17 protein-coding genes are annotated in these 18,950 nt (G+C 73.7%); 7 read left to right on the forward strand and 10 right to left on the reverse strand.

Annotated elements, in window-relative coordinates:
• Positions 1 to 105: 105 nt before the first annotated feature.
• Both ACLQ2R_RS36485 and ACLQ2R_RS36490 read left to right on the forward strand, forming a co-directional pair.
• On the forward strand, positions 106 to 777 hold the full coding sequence (locus ACLQ2R_RS36485) for a DUF4097 family beta strand repeat-containing protein (protein WP_425965981.1): 672 nt from the start codon (positions 106 to 108) through the stop codon (positions 775 to 777).
• 68 nt (positions 778 to 845) lie between these two features.
• Entirely contained in the window at positions 846 to 1,967 is a 1,122-nt protein-coding gene (locus ACLQ2R_RS36490; RefSeq protein ID WP_425965982.1) for a serine hydrolase domain-containing protein, read from the forward strand.
• A gap of 101 nt (positions 1,968 to 2,068) precedes the next feature.
• On the opposite strand, the gene ACLQ2R_RS36495 is transcribed toward ACLQ2R_RS36490, so the two are convergent.
• Positions 2,069 to 5,305: a BTAD domain-containing putative transcriptional regulator gene (locus ACLQ2R_RS36495; protein ID WP_425965983.1), complete on the reverse strand. Its 3,237-nt coding sequence runs from the start codon at positions 5,303 to 5,305 to the stop codon at positions 2,069 to 2,071.
• A 100-nt stretch (positions 5,306 to 5,405) separates the two neighbouring features.
• Between ACLQ2R_RS36495 and ACLQ2R_RS36500 the strand changes: the two genes are divergently transcribed.
• Complete coding sequence (locus tag ACLQ2R_RS36500; RefSeq protein WP_425965984.1) at positions 5,406 to 6,062, forward strand: hemerythrin domain-containing protein; 657 nt, start codon at positions 5,406 to 5,408, stop codon at positions 6,060 to 6,062.
• An 85-nt stretch (positions 6,063 to 6,147) separates the two neighbouring features.
• A complete protein-coding gene (locus tag ACLQ2R_RS36505) occupies positions 6,148 to 6,621 on the forward strand; it encodes a DUF4267 domain-containing protein (RefSeq protein WP_425965985.1) in 474 nt (157 codons plus the stop codon).
• A gap of 59 nt (positions 6,622 to 6,680) precedes the next feature.
• On the opposite strand, the gene ACLQ2R_RS36510 is transcribed toward ACLQ2R_RS36505, so the two are convergent.
• A complete protein-coding gene (locus ACLQ2R_RS36510) occupies positions 6,681 to 7,100 on the reverse strand; it encodes a MerR family transcriptional regulator (protein ID WP_425965986.1) in 420 nt (139 codons plus the stop codon).
• 135 nt (positions 7,101 to 7,235) lie between these two features.
• Here ACLQ2R_RS36510 and ACLQ2R_RS36515 point away from each other — a divergent pair, with 135 nt between their 5' ends.
• Positions 7,236 to 7,634 carry a hypothetical protein gene (locus tag ACLQ2R_RS36515; protein ID WP_425965987.1) on the forward strand — a complete coding sequence of 133 codons (399 nt, stop codon included), beginning with the start codon at positions 7,236 to 7,238 and terminating at the stop codon, positions 7,632 to 7,634.
• A 94-nt stretch (positions 7,635 to 7,728) separates the two neighbouring features.
• Here ACLQ2R_RS36515 and ACLQ2R_RS36520 read toward each other — a convergent pair whose 3' ends face one another.
• Together ACLQ2R_RS36520 and ACLQ2R_RS36525 are read right to left on the reverse strand one after the other, a co-directional pair.
• Positions 7,729 to 8,409, reverse strand: coding sequence for a class I SAM-dependent methyltransferase (locus tag ACLQ2R_RS36520; RefSeq protein ID WP_425965988.1), 681 nt, complete (start codon positions 8,407 to 8,409; stop codon positions 7,729 to 7,731).
• A 157-nt stretch (positions 8,410 to 8,566) separates the two neighbouring features.
• Complete coding sequence (locus ACLQ2R_RS36525) at positions 8,567 to 9,565, reverse strand: NAD(P)/FAD-dependent oxidoreductase (RefSeq protein ID WP_425965989.1); 999 nt, start codon at positions 9,563 to 9,565, stop codon at positions 8,567 to 8,569.
• Between the two features lie 353 nt (positions 9,566 to 9,918).
• On the opposite strand from ACLQ2R_RS36525, the gene ACLQ2R_RS36530 reads away from it, so the two are divergent.
• On the forward strand, positions 9,919 to 10,731 hold the full coding sequence (locus ACLQ2R_RS36530) for an SCO6745 family protein (RefSeq protein WP_425965990.1): 813 nt from the start codon (positions 9,919 to 9,921) through the stop codon (positions 10,729 to 10,731).
• A gap of 124 nt (positions 10,732 to 10,855) precedes the next feature.
• Here the strand turns inward: ACLQ2R_RS36530 and ACLQ2R_RS36535 are convergent, their stop codons facing one another.
• From ACLQ2R_RS36535 to ACLQ2R_RS36545, 3 genes are all read right to left on the reverse strand, one after another.
• Entirely contained in the window at positions 10,856 to 11,584 is a 729-nt protein-coding gene (locus tag ACLQ2R_RS36535; RefSeq protein WP_425965991.1) for a glyoxalase, read from the reverse strand.
• 226 nt (positions 11,585 to 11,810) lie between these two features.
• Positions 11,811 to 12,587, reverse strand: coding sequence for an alpha/beta fold hydrolase (locus ACLQ2R_RS36540; RefSeq protein WP_425965992.1), 777 nt, complete (start codon positions 12,585 to 12,587; stop codon positions 11,811 to 11,813).
• Between the two features lie 76 nt (positions 12,588 to 12,663).
• Complete coding sequence (locus ACLQ2R_RS36545) at positions 12,664 to 13,671, reverse strand: sigma-70 family RNA polymerase sigma factor (RefSeq protein WP_425966050.1); 1,008 nt, start codon at positions 13,669 to 13,671, stop codon at positions 12,664 to 12,666.
• Between the two features lie 436 nt (positions 13,672 to 14,107).
• Here ACLQ2R_RS36545 and ACLQ2R_RS36550 point away from each other — a divergent pair, with 436 nt between their 5' ends.
• Positions 14,108 to 15,238, forward strand: a complete 1,131-nt coding sequence (locus ACLQ2R_RS36550) for an ice-binding family protein (protein WP_425965993.1) — start codon at positions 14,108 to 14,110, stop codon at positions 15,236 to 15,238.
• 70 nt (positions 15,239 to 15,308) lie between these two features.
• Here ACLQ2R_RS36550 and ACLQ2R_RS36555 read toward each other — a convergent pair whose 3' ends face one another.
• From ACLQ2R_RS36555 to ACLQ2R_RS36565, 3 genes are all read right to left on the reverse strand, one after another.
• Positions 15,309 to 16,748, reverse strand: coding sequence for an ankyrin repeat domain-containing protein (locus tag ACLQ2R_RS36555; protein WP_425965994.1), 1,440 nt, complete (start codon positions 16,746 to 16,748; stop codon positions 15,309 to 15,311).
• Positions 16,749 to 16,924: 176 nt separating this feature from the next.
• Entirely contained in the window at positions 16,925 to 18,058 is a 1,134-nt protein-coding gene (locus tag ACLQ2R_RS36560; protein ID WP_425965995.1) for an AI-2E family transporter, read from the reverse strand.
• A gap of 9 nt (positions 18,059 to 18,067) precedes the next feature.
• Positions 18,068 to 18,820, reverse strand: a complete 753-nt coding sequence (locus ACLQ2R_RS36565) for a CG0192-related protein (protein WP_425965996.1) — start codon at positions 18,818 to 18,820, stop codon at positions 18,068 to 18,070.
• Positions 18,821 to 18,950: the final 130 nt, after the last annotated feature.

The following is an 18,950-nucleotide window of genomic DNA, read 5'->3' on the forward strand; positions in this document are numbered from 1 at the left end:
TCTGATCTGTATTTATGTCGTGCGAGCGCAACGAGACGATTGCTGTATTCGGAAATGCAACGTAGTGTTTCCATCGTCGGAAAGAACGAACCCCAGGAGCTCACGATGCAGAAGTTCGACACCCCCGCCCCGGTGACCGCCGTCCTCGACATCCCCGCCGGCCGTATCCGGTTCATCGCCGCCGACCGGGCCGACACCGTGGTCGAGGTCCTCCCCGCGAACGCCTCGAAGGGCCGCGACGTGAAGGCGGCCGAGCGGACCGAGGTCGCGTACGGCGACGGCGTCCTGCGGATCAAGGCCCCGGAGGCGAGGAACCAACTCCTCGGCGCCTCCGGATCCGTCGAGGTCACGGTCCGGCTGCCCGCCGGCTCCCGCGTCGAGGCGACGACGTCCGACGCCGAACTCCGCGGCGTCGGACGGCTCGGCGACGTCGTCTTCGAGGGCGCGCAGGGCTCGGTCACGCTCGACGAGACCGCGAGCGCCCGCCTCACCCTGCAGGCCGGCGACCTCTCGGTCGGCCGCCTGGGCGGCCCGGCGGAGATCAGCACCCGCAAGGGCGACCTCCGCGTCACCGAGGCCGTGCGCGGCACGGTCACGCTGCGCACCGAGTCCGGCGAGATCTCCGTCGGCGCCGCCCGCGGGGTCTCCGCCACCCTGGACGCCGGCACCACCCACGGCCGGATCCGCAACGCGCTCAGGAACACCGACGGCGCCGACGCCGCCCTGACCATCCACGCGACCACCGCGTACGGCGACGTCACCGCCCGCAGCCTGTGAGGGGGACGCCCCCGGGCGACCCTGACCGTCCGATCGAATCCCCCACACCTCCCGAGGAGCACACCACCATGTCCGTCACCCTGACCGACCAGGACCGCCCGGAGCTGCGGAAGGTCATCGAGGAGATCGTCGACTCCGGTTTCACCGGGATGACGCTGCGCGTGCACGACGAGCGGGGCACGTGGGCCGGCAGCGCCGGGACGGCCGGGCTGGGCGGGACCGCCCCGCCGCCCCTCGACGGGCACGTCCGGATCGGCAGCAACACCAAGACCTTCACCGCGGCCCTGGTGCTGCGACTGGTCGCCGAGGGCACGATCGAGCTGGACGCCCCGGCGGCGGACTACCTGCCCGACCTCGGGCTGGACGAGCGGATCACGGTGCGGATGCTGCTGCGGCACACCAGCGGGGTGTTCAACTTCACCGGCGAGTACTACGACGACGGGACGTTCACGCCGGGGATCCCCGCCACGACCGCGGGCCGGGAGTGGGTGGACAACCGGTTCGCGACCTACCAGCCGCAGGAGCTGGTGGAACTGGCGCTGTCCAGGCCGGCGCGGTTCGAGCCCGGGACGGCCTGGAGCTACTCCAACACCAACTACGTGCTGGTGAGACTGCTGATCGAGAAGGTCACCGGCCGCCCGGTCGCCGAGGAGATGCGGCGGCTGATCCTGGAGCCGCTCGGGCTGACGGGCACCACGTCGCCGACCACCGGACCGGAGGTCCCCGAGCCGCACGCCCACGCCTACTACCGGTACGAGGAGGCCGGCGAGCACAGGACGGTCGACGTCACCCTCCAGAACCCCTCCTGGATCTCCAGCGGCGGCGACATGATCTCGACCACCCGGGACCTGCACACGTTCCTCTCCGCGCTGCTGGGCGGCAGGCTCCTGCCGGCCCCGCTGCTGGCCGAGATGTGCACCCCGTACCCGACGGGCGCACCGGGCATGGACTACGGCCTGGGGGTGTTCGTGCTGACCACGGAGGACGGCGGCACGCTCGTCTCCCACAACGGAGGCTTCGCGGGCCACGCGGCGCTGATGTACGGAACCCCCGGCGGCGGCAGGATCCTGACCGCCTCGCTGAACTACGTGGACGACGTCGAGGCGTCCCTGGGCGAGGCGTTCCAGAGGGCCACGCGGAGGCTCGTCGAGGAGGTCTTCGGCGGCGGCCATGCCGAGCCGGCCCGGTAGACGGGGCCGGACGGCATGGCCCCGCACGGGAAGCGGGCGAGCGCGAGGCGTCCACGGCGGGGGCGTGGCGGGGTCGTGGGCGGTGACGGGCCGGGGTTCGGCTACGGCCGGCAGGTGGTCGTTCGCGACCGGGCCTCGGCGGCCCAGTGGGGTGCGTTCCAGCGGTCGGCGACGGTGGCCGCCCGGGCGAAGTGGGCGGCGGCCTCGTCGGTGCGGCCGAGGAGGACGGCCAGTTCGCCGAGGGTGTGGGCGACCGGGCGCAGCGCCAGCGACAGGCTCTCGGCGCCCGCCGGGGGGCCGTCGCGATGCGGAAGCAGCGTCGCGTAGACCTCCTCGGCGGCGTCGCGGTCGTTCAGGGCGACGACGGCCGTCGCGCGCAACGTCGCCAGGAAGGTGAAGAAGAAGTCGGGGCGGATCGGGCCGGATGACGCGCGGACCTCGCGGGCCTCGGCGTCCAGGCCGTCGGCGTGCAGGGCGAGCGCGAGCAGGTCGCAGACCATCGGGCCGAGCACGGCGTGAAGGGCGCGAACGTCGTCCAGGTGCGCGCCGAGCGTGCCCTCGTTCAGCCGGACCGTGGCCAGGGCGAGCTGGAGAAAGCCCGTGTGCACCGATCCGATGCGCCGCATGTCCTCGTCGGCCCGGACGTAGAGGAGCTCGGCGTCGGCGAATCGGCCTTCGACGAGCGCCAGGGTCGCCAGCGTGATCTCGGCGACGGCGATCGCCTCGCGCATCCGGTAGGTACGCGCGAGTTCCAGGGCCTCGGTGATCACCCGGCGCATGGTCACCGGGTCGTCGGCGGCGGCGGCGACGGCGGCGTGGTTGAGCAGCCCGGTGACGCGGTAGACCGGCAGGTCGTGCTCGATGCCGATCTCCACGAGCTCCCGGCAGAGCTCGGCGTCGCCGTGGACCTCGGCCAGGATCTCCAGTGCCGCGGCCCGCTGCCGGGGGTCGGTGGCGAGCTCGAGTGCCTCCCGCGCCGCCTCGGCGACCGTCGGGTCGTCCTCGCCGACCAGTTCGCGCGCGTACGCCGTCAGGAGCCGGGACCGCACCGAAGGGGCCGATCCGCGCTTCAGCAGGCGGCTCAGGCGCTCGACGACGGGCCGGTCCACCGTGCCGTACGTACGGGCCTGCCAGGGGGTCGGTTCCGTCCACGCGGTGAACGCGGCGATCATCAGGTCGTCGCGGCCCAGGGACTCCGCGTACTCCACGGCTTCGCGGCGTGTCTCGCGGGCGGCCGCGACGGCTCCGGCCCTGATCTGCGCGCGCAGCAGCCTGCCGAGCAGTTCGACGCGTTCGTCCGGGCCGGTCGAGGTGGTGACGGCGTCGGCGAGGAGGGCGGCCGCCACGTCGTGGGCGTAGCGGGCCTCGGCGAGCTCGGCGGCCCGGACGCAGTGGCCGACGGCCTTCGGTGAGCCGGCGCGCGCGTGGTGGTGGGCCAGCGCCGCGATGTCGCCGCCGCCTTCGAGGGCGGCGGCGATCCGGGCGTGCATCCGGGTGGCACGCAGCCTGCTGACGTCGGCGATGAGCGTGTCCCTGACGAGGGCGTGGACGAAGCGGACGAGGCCCGGGCCGGGCTCGTCGAGGAGCCCGGCGACGACGCCCGCGTCCAGCGCGTCCATCACGCCGTTCTCGTCGGCGTCGGCGGCCTTCACGAGGACGTCCACCGAGCTCTCCCGGCCCGCGACCGCGGCGAGCCGGAGGATGGACACGCCGCCCTCGGGCAGGCGTGCGAACCGGCGGCGAAGGACGTCCCGTACGCCTTCGGGGACCTCGGACAGGGCGACCAGCGCGCCTTCGCCGTTCAGCAGCCGGGCGCTCTCGCGCACGTAGAACGGGTTGCCTCCGGTGCGTTCGGCGATCCCCGCGACGGTCTCCTCGTCGGCCTCGCACTCGGTCCGTACGAGTTCCGCGACGGCCTCGTCGTCCAGCCCCGGCAGCGCCAGGCGCAGCGGCGTGGCGCGCGCGAGGGAGGCCAGCGTCTCGGTGAGGTGCCCGCTCTCGTCCGCGCGGTACGCGGCGACGACCAGGATCGGGGCCCGTGTGCCGAGGCCACCGCCGAGCAGTTCCAGCGTGGCGGCGTCCGCCCGGTGCAGGTCGTCCAGCACGACGGCGACCGGGCGTTCCGCGGCGACCGCGGCGAGCCACCTCCACACGGCCCGGCTCAGCCGGAACCGCCCGGCGGTGGCGTCGTCGCCCGCCGGTCCGGTGTCGGTGAGCAGCGGCGCGAGGTCGTCCGCGAACCCGCCAGGGGACGTGGTCGCGGCTGCGGCTCTCAGCACCTCGGCCCAGGCCCACGCGGGCGGCGCGCCGTCGACGTCGGGGCAGCGGCCGACGGCGACCAGCCACCCGTCACGTTCGAGACGCCTGCCGAGGTGGTACAGCAGCGTCGACTTGCCGAGCCCGGCCTCGCCGGTGACGAGGGCGATCCGGGTTCCGTCGGCGGCGGCCTCGGTGGCGGCCGCGACCAGTGCCGACAGCTGTGCCTCGCGTCCGACGAACGGCGCCCCGGCGATCGGGGCCGCCCCCGGCAGCGGGGCCACCCGCGGCGAGGCGGTCGGCGGGGGCGGGGGCACGGCCTCGCGCAGGACGTCCGTGCGCCGGGTGAGGATCGCCTCCTCCAACGCCGTCAGGTCAGGGCCGGGGTCGAGCCCGAGCTCCTCGGCGAGGATGCCGCGGGCGCGGCGGAGCGTCGCCAACGCGTCGGCCTGGCGGCCACTGCTCCACAGTGCCAGGGCGTGCAGCCGCCAGCCCTCCTCGCGCAGGGGCTCGTCGCGGGTGAGCCGCCCGGCCTCGGGAACCACCGCGGCGGGGTCGCCGCCGCGCAGACCCGCCGCGACGCGCAGCTCGACGGCGACCAGGCGCAGCTCGTTCAGCCGGGCCGTCTCGGCGGCGGCCCACGGCTCGTCGGCGACCTCGGCGAACGCCGGTCCCCGCCACAGCCCCAGCGCCTCGGCGAGCCGGGCCTGCGCGGCACGCGGGTCGGTGTCCGTACGCGCCCGGCCCAGCAGGTCCTCGAACCGCCACGCGTCCACCGCCTCCGGTGGCAGCCGCAGCGCGTAGCCCGGCGCCGCGCTCACCAGCAGCCGGGCCGGCGTGCGCGGCGGACGTCCCGGCTCCAGCAGCCGGCGCAGGTTGGACACGTACACCTGCAGGGACATCAGCGCCCGCGCGGGCGGCTCCCCGCGCCACAGATCCTCGATCATCCGGTCGACCGGCACGACCTGCCCGCGCGCCGCCACCAGCAGCGCCAGCACGCCCCGCTGCCGCGGCCCGCCGAGGTGAACGGCCGCACCGTCCACCTCCGCCGCGAACGCGCCCAGCACCCGGATGAAGACCATGATCTGCACATCGTACGTAGATGTTCCAAATCAGCTCCAAGCAACCTCCAAACACCCGGGAGCAGCCTGAACACATCGCAACCGACGGAGAGCAGGACAGATGAGCGTCGACACCCAGGACATGGAGATCGTCCACCGCGTGCTCCGCCGTGAGTCACGGCTGCTGACGGAACTCGTCGCGGCCGTCGTGCCGGGTGACACCGCTCGCGCCAGGGTGATCGCCGGCCACTTCCGCGTCTACCGCACGGGCCTGCACAACCATCACGAGGGCGAGGACGAGCTGCTGTGGCCGCCGCTCCTGTCCCGGGTGGACCTGGAGGCCGACATCGTCCTGCGCATGCAGGCCCAGCACGAACGCGTCGCGGCCACTCTGACCAGGCTGGACGCCGCGGTTCCCGCCTGGGAGGCCGCAGCGGGCGCGGACGAGCGCGACACCCTCGTGGCCGCCCTCTCCGAGCACCACGCGGTCCTGCTGGAACACCTCGACGACGAGGAGGCCACCCTCCTCCCGCTCGCGGCCGAGCACGTCACCCAACGGGAGTGGGCCTCCCTGGGCGACCACCTGGTGAACAACACTCCCAAGCTCACCCTGCTGACGCTCTTCGGCGCCGTCCTGGAGGACGCGAACCCGGCCGAGCGCGCCGTCGTCCTCGGCGGCCTTCCCATCCCGGTGCGCGTCATCTGGCACGTCGTCGGCCGCCCCCGCTACGCCCGCCATATCCGCCGCGTCCGCCGCGTCCGCGGCATCCGCGGCTGAAAACCCTGCCCGGCCCGAATCCCGCGCGGTCCGAACCCTGCCCGGTCCGATTCCCGCGCGGTCCGAACATCGAAGGAGAACGACCATGTCGCCGAAGAGGCTCAACACCGTCCTGGCCACCGCCGTCGTCCTGTTCACCCTCTACCTCGGGTCGTCCTTCGTCCTTCCTCTGGGGACGTCCTTCCCGGGCCTGCCGGACTGGCCCTCCGACGACAGCGGCTTCCCCGTCGTGAAGGGCAGCCGCGAGATCGCGATGGGCCTGTCCATGGGCGTCCTGCTGGTGACGGGCCACCGCCGTGCCCTGGGCTGGGTCCTGCTGATGACGGCCGTCGCCCCGTTCGGCGACATGGTCAACGTCCTGGCCCACCACGGCTCCACGGTCGCCGCGCTCGGCGTCCACGGCCTGACCTCGGCACTGATCGCGGTCACCGGCCTGCTGATCCTCCGCGAGACCGGCAAGGCCCGCGAGGCCGGCAAGACCCGTGAGGCCCGCGAGGCCCGCGAGGCCCGCGAGGCCCGCGAGGCCACTGCCCCGGCACCCGCCGCGCGGCCCGCCTGACAGACGTCCCGGACGTCCGCGGACGTCCGCGAAGACGTCCCGGACGTCTACAAGGACGTTCAGGACGTCTGCGGGGACGTCCCGGACGGGCGAGACGTCCCCGCCGCGCCGGACCCGGCGGCCCGGCCGGTCGCCCGCAGCGGGCATCCGGTGCCGACGCGCGCGGTGAGCTCGGCCCGCAGGGCGGCGAGTTCGGCCATGCGCGCGTCGACCACCTGGATCTTCTCCTCGAACAACGCGGACAGCGCCCGCGCGGTGTCCGGCGCGTCGTTCAGTTCCTCGCCGTGCCGTGCGATCTCCGCCAGGGTGAACCCGAGCGTCTGCGCCGTGCGGACGTAGTGCAGCCAGGCCACCGTCTCGGGAGGAAAGTCGCGGTAACCGTTGGCCAGCCGCCGGCCCGCGACGAGACCGATCTTCTCGTAGAAGCGGATGGTGTCCGTGGTCATCCCCGCCTGCGCGGCCAGTTCTCCGATGCGCATGACCCTCCGTCGGGATCGCGGGCTTGACCTTGGAGCGTACTCCACCCTTTACCGTGAGCCGTCCGCAGCGACACCAGCAGGAGGCTCATCGTGATCCCCCGTTCCGCCCCCTCGGGACCCGTCTATCGTCGCGTCGTGCGCGCCAGTGCCTGGTACGACCTCGTCGTCACGGCGGGATTCGCGACGCCGTGGACGTACGCGCTGCTGCACGGCGCGCTGTCGTCGCTGGGGGGCGCGCTCGGCCTGGGCGTCCTGCCGCCCCCCGACCCGATGCTGACCCTGTACGCGAACCTGATGGGGTCGGCCGTCGTCGTCTGGGCCCTGCTGCGCATCGTCAGGACACTGCCGGTGCACGGACTGTTCGACGGCGCCGCGCGCACGCTGTTCGCGACCTGGCAGGCGTACGCGCTGGCCGGTGGCGCCACCCCGCTGCTGTGGGCGTTCCTCGTCGCCGAGGTCGCGTTCGGTGTCGTCCAGCTCGTGCCGTGGTGGCGCGGCCGGGATTCTCGCCCTCTCCCCGTTCACCTGACCTGATCGCCGGTTCGCCGGGTCGCCGCCGAACGTCACGGCAGGCGGCGACACCGGGCGAGAGGTGCCGGGGAAAGGACGCCCGGCCGTCGTGGCGGCCTCACCCGGCCAGGCGCCGGACCTTGAGGGTGTTGTCCGTACGGGTGCCCGGCTGCCCGTCGGGGCCGATCTGGGTGCGCGGGTGCTCCTCGCTGACCAGCACCTCCCACCGCCCGGCGGGCAGGCCGAGGGATTCGAACACCTCCTGCGGGGTGGGAAGCGACCCGTACCGGCCGTCGGGCTCCTTCTCCCAGGAGGGGGGTCCGGCGTGCCCGACGATCAGGAGCACCCCGCCCGGCGCGACCGCCGAGGCGGCGGCCCGCAGGATCCTCTCCCTGGGCATGTCGCCCGGGGAGTGCAGGAACTGCGCGGAGACGAGGTCGAAGGCCCCCTCGGGAAAGGACGTCGCCAGGTCGTGCCGCTGCCAGTCGATGCGACCGGCGACGTCCCCGGCGACGGCGGCCGCGTGCCCGGCCGCGCGCTCCAGGGCGACCGGGGAGATGTCGACGGCGGTGACCCGCCAGCCCTGCCGGGCCAGCCAGATCGCGTCCCCTCCCTCACCGCAGCCCAGGTCCAGGGCGCTGCCGGGCTCCAGGCCGGAGACCTCCCCGACCAGGGCCCCGTTGGGGTCGCCGCTCCAGATCCGTTCGCTCTCGCCGTAGCGGCCGTTCCAGAACTCCTCCTCGGCGGTCGTGTCGTAGGAGTCCTGGGCGTCTCGGGTGCCGTGCGTGTCGTGGGTCATGGGTGCGGTCCTTCCTGATGCTCTCGTACGGAAAGGGTTCACGGGCGGGCCGTTCCTCGGGGTCCCGTGTGAATTCCGGGCCGATCCTTGGAACGTTCCCTCGGCATCGTGCCGGTCCGGTTCACCGTCGGAACGTTCCCCGAGGTACCGGACCGGTTCATCGGCCGTCCCTGCGGGCGTCGACGGCCCGGCGGGTGTCCTCGTCGATCAGGTCGCTGTTGATCGCCACGGCGGCCCGCAGCCCCGCGGCGGCGGCTCCGATCACCGTCTCGGTCAGGAGCGTGACGTTTCCGGCCACCCACACCCCCGGCGCCGCGGTCGCCCCCATCGGGTCGGAGGCGACGAAGGTGCCGATCACGTGCCCGCCCATCTCCTGCTCGGTGACCTCCAGCCCCAGGTCCGCCAGGACACCGGAACGGGCGGCGAAGTACGGCGCGACCACCACGGCCCGGCAGGGAACCGTGCGGCCGTCGGCCAGGGTCACACCGGTGAGCCGGTCGTCGCCCACCTCCACGGCGTCGACCTTGCCCTTCACCACCGCGATGTCACGGGCGGCCAGCCGCTCGTACTCCTCGGGGCCGGGCTCGGGCGCGGTGTGCAGCAGCAGCGTCACCCGTGAGCTCCACTGCCGCCACATCAGGGCCTGGTGCACCGCCATCGGCCCGTCGCCCAGGACGGCGATCGGCTGGTCGCGGACCTCCCAGCCGTGGCAGTACGGGCAGTGCAGCACATCCCGTCCCCACCGCTCGGCCAGCCCCGTCACCTGCGGCAGCTCGTCGACCAGGCCGGTGGTCACCAGCAGCCGGTGCGCGGTGACCGGGGGCCGGTCCCGCAGGGTGACGCGGAAGTCCCCCGCGTCCAGGCGCTCGGCCGTGACGACCTCGTCCCGCGCGATCTCGCCCCCGTACCCGGACACCTCCTCGCGGCCCGCGGCCAGCAGCTCCGAGGGGGGCGTTCCCTCGCGGGCCAGGTAGTTGTGCGCGTTCGCGGCCGGGGCGTTGCGCGGGCTGCCGGCGTCGACCACCAGCACCGAGCGCCGCGCGCGGCTCAGGGCCAGGGCCCCGCTCAGCCCGGCGGCTCCGCCGCCCACCACCACCACGTCATAGTGCCGCCCGCCGTCTTCGGCGGTCTCGGCGCGTGTTCTCGTCTTGGTCAAGAGACACACCTCCCGTTCACCGGAGATACTCGTCCCACCCCTTCGTTGCTGGCAACTATTGTTGCCGGAACAGCAAAAGCCCTCTGTCGACGGCCCCAGAGGTAGACGTCGCCCCCGTAGCAGTCGACGATCTTCAGGCCGCTGACCTCGCAATCGCGGATCTCAAGATCGGCAAGATCGCACAGGTGGATACGGGACCACGGAACCGGTCACTCTGGACATACTCGGCAGCCATCGGGGCGGTCTTCCGCACCCGTCCCGCCTGCGCCACCTTCGGCGACCACGTCGTCGTTCGCGGCTAGGGTGAGAGGCCGCCCACCGGGGCGCGGTCAGACCACGGGGAGATCCGAACGATGCCACACCCGCAGGCCAAGGTCCGCCGCATGTTCGAGCTCGTCGAGCCGATCGCCACCGTCACCTTCTCCGAGGTGGCGAACGAGGCGTTCCTGGCCCTGGGCATGCGCAACTACTGGGACGGATACTTCGCGGGCCGGGCCGCGCCGCTGGGGCCGGCACCGGCCGAGGTGGTGCACGCGGTCTTCTACAACTTCGCCGACGGCGAGGTGGCGCGCCACATCCCGTGGGTCTGGGGGAAGACCACCCCGCAGGAGGCGATCGCCGTGCGCGAGCGGGGCAGCGCCGCCGCGCTGCGGCAGACGATCGGAGAGCTCGCCGACTCCCCCGGCCTGGCGCGGGTCGCCGACCTCGCCACCCGGGCAGCGGTCAGCGCGCCGACCCAGGGCCGGGCCCTGTACGCCGGGCTCCGGGCGCTGGAGGTGCCCGAGGAGCCGGTGGCCAGACTCTGGCACGCGGCGACGCTGCTGCGCGAGCACCGCGGGGACGGTCACAACGCCGTCCTCCTCGCCCACGGCATCGGCGGCACCGAGGCCCACGTCCTGCTCGCTCTGTCCCTCGGGATGAAAGCGGAGAGGTTCGGCCGGATCCACCACCTGCCCAAGGCACAGCTGGCCGCTGTCGTCGACGGGCTGCGCGACCGCGGCCTCGTGGACGCCGCCGGTGGGTTCACCGACGCCGGCCGCACGACCAAGGAGCGGATCGAGGCCCTCACCGACGAACTGGCGGCGCCGGCCTACGACGTGCTCAGCGCCGACGAGCTCGACGAGCTGATCGCTGGGCTCAAGCCGATCGCCGGCCTGTTCTCATAGGCCCCCACCCGGGTTCTCATAGGCCCCCACCCGGGTCGGGTCCGGCCCGACGGTAAGACCTCTGTACGGCCAGGGCCGCCGAGGAGCGGCGGGCTGCCCTCCTCGGGCTCCACCTCCCGCCGAGTCAGGGAAGCCACTCCCGCAGCCTGGGGAGATGCCCGAGTTCGGACTCGATGCGCTGCCTGTCCTCGGCGGTGAGCTCCAGGGCGCGCAGGTCGGCGGCCCACGGATCGGCAGGCTCGCCGAGGACGGTGGCCAGGTCGACCAGGTGGCACAGGGCGATGCCCCGCTCGGCCACCGGGGCGTCCGCGCCGTGCCTGCGCACCGCGGACTTGAGCGCGCGGAAGGCCTGCAGATCGTCGTTCTTGAACTCGCGCAGGATCTGGGCGTTGTCGAGTGCCTTGGCCAGACCCGTCAGCTTCTTCGAACCGCCGTACTCCAGCTCGATCGGCTCGTCGCGCTGGATGAAGACGATCGAGTTCCCGGACGGGTCGAACAGCGTGAACCGGGACGCGCCCGGCCGGTAGCGGGTGATCCGCGGAAGGCCGGAGCTCAGCACCTTGCCGTGGACCCGGCGCATCGCCGCGACGAACGCCGCGTGGTAGGGAGCCACGGAGTCGACCATGACCAGGCAGCCCCCGGACGTCTCCAGGGCCGGATCCATCCCCTTGGGCGGTGGGCCGAAGTCCAGCTGGAATCCGCTCCATCGCAGCTTCACATAGACGTAGGGCCTGCTCTGCTTGTAGGTGGCCTCGAATCCCAGCATCTCGTAGAAGGCGAGGGTCTCCTCCACCGAGGCGCACGGCATCATCGGCACCGTCGTCTCGTTCGGCCGAATCGCGCTCTCACCCATGTCGTTCCCCTTCCGGTTCGTCCGACGAGGCTCGCATCCCGCGCTGAAACCCGCATATGGATCGTTCCAGCGCGATGCCCGGCCGGACCGGACGGCCCGCCCGCGTCGCGCCGGACGCCGTTCCGTCCAGGTGTCCGTCCGGGCGCCCAGTCCGGACGCCCGGACTGGGCGCCCGGACGGAGCGTCCGGTCCGGGCGTCCGGCGTGACGCGGGCGAGGCGCCGGGGTCAGCCCTGCTCGGGACCGATCCCGGCGCGGCGCAGGGGCATCCAGGTGGGCGCGGGATCGGTGGTCAGGAAGTCGGTCACCAGGCGGGTGCACAGGTCGGGCTTCTCGTGCAGGAGGATGTGGGACGCGCCCGGCACGACGGCCAGCTGGGCGTCGGGGAGACCCCGGTACAGCTCCAAGGTGTGCTCCAGCGTCACGATGTCGTCGTCGGCGACCATGACCAGCACCGGGCAGGTCACGACACGCAGATCCGCCGGCTCCAGGCCACGTTCCTCGTTCACCGCCTTCACGAGCTTGGCCACCACGACCGGGAGATGCTCGACACCGTCGGGCGACACCTCCGCGTAGGCCTCGACCAGGGGCGGGGGCAGCGGCCCCTCGCCGGAGGGCCGGACGATCATCCCTTCCACGTCGAAGGCGCCGCTGATCAGGACGAGCCGCTCGACCAGGTCGGGGCGGCGCACGGCCACCCACAGGGCCACGATCGCGCCGGCGCTGTAGCCGGCCATCCGCACCGGCCCGCCGGCGACCTTCTCCAGGAACGCGATGGTGTCCTGCGCCATCGCCTCGACCGTGATCGGCCCCGGCACGTCGGCGGTGTGGCCGTGGCCGCGGCGTTCGGGCAGCAGCAGCCGGAAGTGGCCGGCCAGCGCACCGAGGTTGCCGTCGAAGTCCCTGCTGTCGGAGAACCCGCCGTGCAGCAGCACCAGCGGCTCCCCCTCGCCACGCTCGTCGTACCACATGCGTACGCCGTTCACATCCGCGTGGTCCGCCATGGTGTCACCGTCCCTTCGTTCCGCTCCCGGTGACCGCCACCGGGTACGCGAGTAGTACGGAGCGGCGGCCGGAAACTCATCGCTCGCCCGGAAGATCTTCCAGGACGCCCGCCCCGGCCCCGAGGACGGCCGGCAGGCCGAACAGCGGGAACAGCCGGTCGGCGTCGAGGTAGGTCGTCATCTCGGTGATCAGGTCGCCCGGGATCGTGAGGACCACGAGCGCGAACGGCTCCAGCCCGCCCCCGGAGCCGGACGGCCGGTACTGCGCGAACGCGGGTGAGCCGTTGGCCGTGGTCGGCACCAGGCGCGCGCCCGCGCAGGGCCGTCCGGCCGCGAGCAGCGTCCGGCGGATCGCGGCCCGCCCGCGCAGCCACCACAGGAACGGCGGCATGGACGTGACGGCGTCCTCGTGCAGCAACGCCACCATGGCCTCGACGTCGTACCGCTCGAAGGCGTCGCAGTAGCGGGCGAGGAGCCGCCGCCGCGCCTCGTCCATCGGACGGTGCGGCTCCGCGGGTCCGGCAGGACCGTCGGAGGCGGCCGGGACGGTCCTCATCGTCGCCCGCGCGCGTTGCAGCGCGCTGGTGACGGAGGCGACCGTGGTGTCCAGCAGCCGGGCGACCTCCTCGGCCTTCCAGCACAGCACGTCGCGCAGGATCAGCACCGCCCGCTGGCGGGGCGGGAGGTGCTGCAGCGCGGCGACGAACGCCAGGCGGATCGTGTCGCGCTGGGCGGCCAGCTCCGCGGGATCACCGCCGACCGGCAGGACACGGCCGTCCGGGACCGGCTGGACGAAGGCGCTCTCGGGGAGCGGCACGCCGAGATCGGGGCCGGGCCGCGCGGACGGGCTGAGATCGATCACCCGGGCCCGGCGGCGCGCGCCCCGCAGCATGTCGAGGCAGACGTTGGTGGCGATGGCGTGAAGCCACGACCGCAGCGGCGCGCGGCCCTCGTCGAACCGGTCGAGGCTCCGCCAGGCGCGCACCAGGGTCTCCTGCACGGCGTCCTCCGCCTCGAACGGCGAGCCGAGCATCCGGTAGCAGTAACCGGTCAGGGCGATCCGGTGCCGCTCCAGCGCGTCCATCCCCTCGGGCCCGGGCAGTCCCGCACCGCGGGGAACGGCCCGGAGAACCTCGGGACCAGGCGGTGCGGTCACCCCGCCACCGGCTTTCACGTGATCGGCCACGCGGCGAGGCTATCGTCCGGCACCGACAACCGGTCCGGCCCGCCTCCGGCGCGATCACCGGACACCGAACGTCTTCGCAGGCCGGCGGCGCGCCGCAGGTCTCACGGCCGATCCCGCGAGGACCCCCTATCCTCGGCTACAGCGAGATCATCACCCGGGAGGGGGACGGATGGGGAGCCTCGTCCCGGCCGGGCCACGACGCGCCGGGAACCCAGGACCGCCGGTGCCGGCGCCGGTACGGTCCCCGGCGCGCCCGCCCGCCGTGACGACGCGCACGACGACGCTCGTGACCACGCGTACGACGGCACTCGCGACGGCTCGTACGACGGCACCCGTGACCGTGCGCACGAAGGCGCTCGTGACGGTGCTTCTGGCGGCCCTCCTGGCCGTGCTCGTGGTCGTGCTCCCGGCCGGGAGGGCCGGTGCGAGCGCCCCGCAACCGCCGGTGGCGCTCGGCACCGCCGGGAGCTTCGCCGTCCTGGCCGGCCTCTCCGTCGTCAACACCGGTGCCACCGTCGTCACCGGCAACGTCGGGGTGACCCCGGGCGCGGCGATGACCGGGTTCCCGCCCGGGAGCGTGGCCGGGACGGTCCACAGGGACGACCCGGTCGCCGTCCGGGCCCAGAGCGACGCGGCCGCCGCCTACGCCGACATCGCCTCCCGCACCTCCACCGCGACCATCCCCACCGACCTCGGCGCCACCACGCTGACGCCGGGGATCTACGCCTCCGCCTCCGGCACCTTCAGCAACACCGGGGACCTCGTCCTGGACGCCCAGGGGGACCCGGACGCGATCTTCATCTTCCAGGCCGTCTCCACCCTCCTGACCGCGGGCGCCAGCACGGTGGCCCTCACCGGTGGAGCCCAGGCCCGCAACGTCTTCTGGCAGATCGGCACCTCGGCCACACTGGGCGCGGGCTCCACCCTCTCCGGGACGCTCCTCGCGCTGGCCTCGATCACCGTCGGCGCCAACGTGATCATCGACGGCCGCGTCCTGGCCCGCGACGGCACCGTCACCATGGACACCGACATCGTCACCCGCCCCGCCGGCACGCTGTCCATCAGCGTGCCGGAGAGCGCGGACCTGGGGTCCGCGCGGGCGGGCAGCGCAGAGGTCTCGGGCCCGCTCGGCGCGGTCACCGTGACCGACACCCGCTACGACCTCGACGCCGCCTGGACCGCGACCGTCAGCGCGACGGCCTTCACCACCGGTGGCGCCACCGCGTCCGAGACCATCGCCGGAAGTCTCATCGGCTACTCCCCCGGCGAGACCACGGCCACGACCGGGGAGGCGACGTTCACCCCCGGCACCGCCGGCGGCCTCGGGTCCGCGCGCACCGCCTTCTCCGCCTCAGACAGCGCGGGCGAGACCTCCGCCACCTGGAACCCGGCGATCACCGTGACCCTGCCCGCGGGCGTCCGCGTCGGCACCTACACCGCCACCATCACCCACTCGGTCGCCTGAGCCCCGACCGCACCGAACCGCACCGAACCGCACCGAACCAGGTCGCGGTGGCCGGTCACCCCTGCCGGGTTCACCCCAGATCCCGCAGGTACGCCGCCACGCGGTGCCTGCCGCCGTGCTCGGCCCACCCGAGCGGGGTCGCGTCGTGCTCGGTGTCCCTGATCGACGGGTCGGCGCCGAGCTCGACCAGCGTCCTGGCCGTCTCGACGTCGTCGTTCCAGGCCGCCGTGTGCAGCGGGGTCGATCGGCGCAGGTGGTTCACGTCGAAGCCGAGACCCGCGAGCAGCCGTACCGCCGCGGGTCTGCGTCCCCCGGCCGCCTCGCCGATCAGCCCGGGGGATCGTACGAGCGCTCGCGCCAGGGGTTCCGGGCCGAATCCGGCCACCGCGCCGGCGTCGGCGCGCATGCAGGCGGCGATGAACGCCTCCGTCTCGTCCAGTTCCGCGGAGGCGCCCGCCGCGGCGAGAATCTCCGCGATCTCGGTGTGCCCGTTCAGCAGGGCGAGCTCGCGGGGCGTGCGCCCGCCGTACGCCGGATGCCCGCCCAGGCCGTCCACCTCCGCGCCGTGTGCCAGGAGCAGGCGGGCCCGCCGAGGGCCGCCCCGCAGCGCGGCGGTGGCCAGCTCGTCGCGGAGCATCTGCCGGGGGGACGGCAGCGCCGGACCCAGCCGGGCGTGCCACGGCCCGCCCTCGCCGCGCCCCAGGCCGAACTCCAGCAGCAGGCGCAGGTGGACGGTGTCGTCGGAGAAGGAACCGCCGAGCCCGAGGTTGTACAGGGCCTGGCCGTCGTTGGGGTCGGCTCCGGCCTCCAGCAGCAGCCTGGCCAGCTCCAGGCCCCGCGGGTGCGCCGGCTGGTCGCCCTCTCCCCCGCCGAGTGCGCCGGTGAGCGCGGTGAACGGCGAGGGCAGCCCGTCCCACAGGTATCCGGCGTTCGGGTCGGCGCCGTGGGCGAGCAGGAGCCGGGCCGCTCTCACGTACTCGCCGGGGGTGTCGAGGCGCGCGTAGGTCAGGTACAGCAGGGGCTCCCACCCGAAGGGCCCGCCCTGCGCGCGGGCCGCGCCCGGGTCGGCGGCCAGCGCGGCCGCCAGGGCGTCGGCCGATCCGGTGGCCGCCATCGTGAAGACGTTCGCGGTGCGCAGCCACGGCCGGCGGGCCGCGAGCGGGCCGGTCTCCCCGGTCCTGCCCGGGTGGTCCGCGCCGTAGGTGAGGCAGGCGAGCCGCAGGAACTCCTCCGGCTCCTCCGGGCTCGGCCCGACCAGGTGCGGCGAGCGGGAGTACCGCTCGACGGTGGCGAGGTGCTCCCTCAGCCTGGGCCAGCTCGCGAAGCCGTACATGCGGGCGGTGACAAGCTGCGCGTCGGACAGCCTGAGTGCCCGCGGCGGCCGGGGATGGAACTCGGCGACGAGCCCGAGCGCCTCGGGAACCTCCGCCCTCACGTGCCGCAGGAGCGTCTTGGCCCGCTTGCGGAACCGTTCGACGCCGTGGCCGTCGGGCAGGCGGTGGACAGGCATGGAAGCCTCCTTTCCTTCGTGCCTGCCGTCCGCGTGATCAGGCGGGAAAAGAGGTGGGGCCGAGCCGTCGCAGGAGCGTCAGGTGGGGTGGACCCTTCCCGCGGACCGGTGGCGCCCTGAGCGCACGGCCCCAGCCTACGCCGGGGACCGCGCGTCCTCACACCTGCCCGTCACCGTCATACGCCCGCCACCGTGTCCGGCCCGGGGGTGTCCGGCGCGGGGGTGTCCGGCTCGGGAATCGCCGGGGGCGGATCGCTGAGCTCTTCGCGCAGGTAGTTCCACACCACGGCGATCAGGGCCGTGACCGGCACGGCGAGCAGGCTGCCCACGATGCCCGCCAGGCTGCCGCCCAGCGTCACGGCCAGCAGGATCACCGCCGCGTGCAGGCCGAGGCCGCGGCTCTGCACCATCGGCTGGAACACGTTCCCTTCGAGCTGCTGCACGGCGATGATGATGGCGAGCACGATCAGCGCGTCCGTCAGGCCGTTGGACACCAGCGCGATGAGGACCGCGACGAAGCCCGCGAACAGGGCTCCGATGATGGGGATGAACGCCGCGACGAAGGTCAGGACGGCCAGGGGAAGAACCAGCGGCACGCCCACGATCCACAGGCCGAGCCCGATGAAGACGGCGTCGAGCAGGCCCACGAAGGCCTGGGAGAGGACGAACGAGCCGAGGGTGTCCCAGCCGCGCGAGGCCACGGTCGGCACGTCCCTGGCGAGACGGCCGGGGAGCTGGAGAGCCAGCCAGGGCAGGAACCGCGGGCCGTCCTTGAGGAAGAAGAACATCAGGAAGAGCGCCAGGACGGTGGTGACCAGGCCGTTGACCACGGTGCCCACCCCGGTGAGGGTGGCGGTGACGATGCTGCCGACGCTGGACTGGATGCGGGCGACCGCGGTGTTGAACACGTCGCTGACCTGGTTGTCGCCGATGTTGAACGGCGGCCCGGAGGCCCAGTCGCGCAGGCGCTGGATGCCGTCGCCCACGCCGGTGACCAGCTCGCCGGACTGGGAGGCCACCGGGACGGCGATCAGCACCACGATGCCGGCGGCGACCAGGAGGAAGAGCAGGGTCACGACCGAGGCGGCCAGGGTGGGGTGCCAGCCGTGCCTGCGCAGGAAGCGGGCCACGGGCCAGGTCAGGGTGGTCAGGAGCAGCGCGATGACGAGCGGCCAGATGACGGACCACATCTGGCCCAGGATCCACAGGACCACCGCGGTCATCAGCACGACGAGCAGCATCTCCAGGGAGATGCGCGCCGACGTGCGCAGCGCGGAGCGGGTCTTTTCGGCGTTCAGCGTGGCGGGCACGAGAACACCTTAGACATAGTCGCCCGGGTCCGCGTCGGCGCGGGAGCCCGCCGATCGTCCGAGGTCGGCGGCGGAGCGGGGTCTCGCGGCCGCCAGTGGCACCGCTGCCGCCCGGCCGGGCCAGGAACCGGTCAGCACGGCGCCGGTGAGGCCGGTGCCGGCGTCGAGGCGGCGGACGACGTCCAGCTCGACGGTGTCCGTCACGATCAGCGTCGGGTCGCCCTCGACGACGCGCCGGATCGCGCCCGCGGCGGCCGCCTTCACGCCACCGGCCGCGCCACGCACCGTGCCCATGACCATGCCGCCGGCCGTGCCACCCACCGCGCCGCCCGTGCCGGAGGCGATGCTCATGTCGGGCTCGCGGCGTTCGAGCCTGCCGTCCACCCCCGCCACCACCTGCTCGGCCTGGCCGGTGTCGTCGAGGATCGCGCTCGCCAGCGCCGCCGCGTACGCCGGGTCGCCGGGCCCGTCGTAGATCCAGCGCCTGCCCAGCACCGAGTGCTCGGCGGTGCCCAGCAGCCGGTCCTCACCATCGGGCAGGGGCGCGTCGCGGTAGGTGAGCGGCACCTGGTGAACCGGGCCGTCGCCGACCCGGACCAGCATCGTCTCGATCCCGACCGCGTCGGCGGGGTCGTCGAACCGGTAGGACGCCACCCGCAGCACCTCACCGGCCGGCCCGTCGTACCACTCGCGGCCGGGCAGCCAGGCGGCGAGCAGTTCGAGCTTCGTCGGCCGCAGCGTGGCCTTGTGGAGCAGTGCCATGGGCTCATCGTAACGTGATCAAGAAATCCCCTCCGGGCAGGCCGCCCACGCCCGGGCTCGCCCTCCCCCACCGCCTTCCGCGGGCGGTACGGGCCGGGCCCGTCCTCCCTGCCGCTCGTGCGGGCGGTAT

The sequence above is a fragment of the Streptosporangium sp. DT93 genome (assembly GCF_049844535.1).
GTDB lineage: Bacteria > Actinomycetota > Actinomycetes > Streptosporangiales > Streptosporangiaceae > Streptosporangium.

Bases quoted from the DNA above. Each gene is read 5' to 3' on its own strand.
- ACLQ2R_RS36555 (WP_425965994.1), bottom strand. From the start codon at position 16,748: ATGCCTGTCCACCGCCTGCCCGACGGCCACGGCGTCGAACGGTTCCGC.
- ACLQ2R_RS36535 (WP_425965991.1), bottom strand. From the start codon at position 11,584: ATGGGTGAGAGCGCGATTCGGCCGAACGAGACGACGGTGCCGATGATG.
- ACLQ2R_RS36500 (WP_425965984.1), top strand. From the start codon at position 5,406: ATGAGCGTCGACACCCAGGACATGGAGATCGTCCACCGCGTGCTCCGC.
- ACLQ2R_RS36540 (WP_425965992.1), bottom strand. From the start codon at position 12,587: ATGGCGGACCACGCGGATGTGAACGGCGTACGCATGTGGTACGACGAG.
- ACLQ2R_RS36520 (WP_425965988.1), bottom strand. From the start codon at position 8,409: ATGACCCACGACACGCACGGCACCCGAGACGCCCAGGACTCCTACGAC.
- ACLQ2R_RS36490 (WP_425965982.1), top strand. From the start codon at position 846: ATGTCCGTCACCCTGACCGACCAGGACCGCCCGGAGCTGCGGAAGGTC.
- ACLQ2R_RS36485 (WP_425965981.1), top strand. From the start codon at position 106: ATGCAGAAGTTCGACACCCCCGCCCCGGTGACCGCCGTCCTCGACATC.
- ACLQ2R_RS36505 (WP_425965985.1), top strand. From the start codon at position 6,148: ATGTCGCCGAAGAGGCTCAACACCGTCCTGGCCACCGCCGTCGTCCTG.
- ACLQ2R_RS36565 (WP_425965996.1), bottom strand. From the start codon at position 18,820: ATGGCACTGCTCCACAAGGCCACGCTGCGGCCGACGAAGCTCGAACTG.
- ACLQ2R_RS36545 (WP_425966050.1), bottom strand. From the start codon at position 13,671: ATGGACGCGCTGGAGCGGCACCGGATCGCCCTGACCGGTTACTGCTAC.
- ACLQ2R_RS36530 (WP_425965990.1), top strand. From the start codon at position 9,919: ATGCCACACCCGCAGGCCAAGGTCCGCCGCATGTTCGAGCTCGTCGAG.
- ACLQ2R_RS36495 (WP_425965983.1), bottom strand. From the start codon at position 5,305: ATGGTCTTCATCCGGGTGCTGGGCGCGTTCGCGGCGGAGGTGGACGGT.
- ACLQ2R_RS36510 (WP_425965986.1), bottom strand. From the start codon at position 7,100: ATGCGCATCGGAGAACTGGCCGCGCAGGCGGGGATGACCACGGACACC.